Consider the following 1049-nt stretch of genomic DNA (forward strand, 5'->3'; position numbering starts at 1 on the left):
GCGTCCACGGAGTCGTGGTCCAGGCGAGCGCGTGCACGCCGTCGAGACCGAGGCCGGCGGCCTTCTCGCCGGTGAGCGGGAAGGTGACCACGACCGACGGGTCCTGGCGGTCCTGGTAGACGTCGTCATCCATCCGCAGTTCGTGGTTCGACAGCGGGGTCTGGTCGCGCCAGCAGTACGGCAGCACGGAGTGGCCCTCATAGGCGCGGCCCTTGTCGTGCAGGGTCTTGAACGCCCACAGCACCGACTCCATGAACGGCAGGTTCAGGGTCTTGTAGTCGTTCTCGAAGTCCACCCAGCGGGCCTGCCGCTCCACGTACTCCTGCCACTGGTCCGTGAACTTCAGGACGGAGGAGCGGGCGGCGGCGTTGAACGTCGCGATGCCCATCTCTTCGATCTCGCGCTTCTCGGTCATGCCGAGCTCGCGCATCGCCTCCAGTTCGGCGGGCAGGCCGTGGGTGTCCCAGCCGAAGCGGCGGTCCACCTTGTAGCCGCACATGGTGCGGAAGCGCGGGATGACGTCCTTGACGAAGCCGGTCAGGAGGTGGCCGTAGTGCGGCAGGCCGTTGGCGAACGGCGGGCCGTCGTAGAACACGAACTCCTCGGCGCCGTCGCGGTTGGCAATGGAGGCGCGGAAGGTGTCGTCCTGCTTCCAGAAGCCGAGGACGTCGGACTCGACCTCGGGGAGGTTCGGGGAGGCGGTGAGGTCGTCACCGTTCTTCGGGTAGGCCATCGGGCACTGCTCCTTGCGCTGCTGCGGGTCGGGAAGTCTCAGACCCGGGAACGCTGGGCGCGCGGTACCACCCCGGTTGGCGCCCCGTGGGGCGCCCGCTCATTCATCAGCTGTGACGGGCTGGTCCCGGCGGGTTCTACTGGGGCCGCTCTGGGGCGGCCGGTTCTTCCCGCGGCTCTCCGGTGATGGCCGGGTCGATGCCGATGGGGTGAGTCTAACCGACCTCGTCGGCTGGGCGCGAGGGGGTCTCGGGCGCGGTGGGCGCGGACGCTGCGGTCTCGATGGGTGCGGGCTCGGTGGGCGCGGGCTCGGTGGG

General features: G+C 69.5%; 1 protein-coding gene. It reads right to left on the minus strand.

What is annotated here, in order from left to right:
• On the minus strand, positions 1-733 hold a 733-nt coding region (locus MHY20_RS11495; protein WP_239376903.1), incomplete at its 3' end, for a class I tRNA ligase family protein.
• Between the last annotated feature and the right edge of the window lie 316 nt (positions 734-1049).

Origin of the sequence: Helcobacillus sp. ACRRO (genome assembly GCF_022347125.1) — a bacterium.
GTDB lineage: Bacteria > Actinomycetota > Actinomycetes > Actinomycetales > Dermabacteraceae > Helcobacillus > Helcobacillus massiliensis.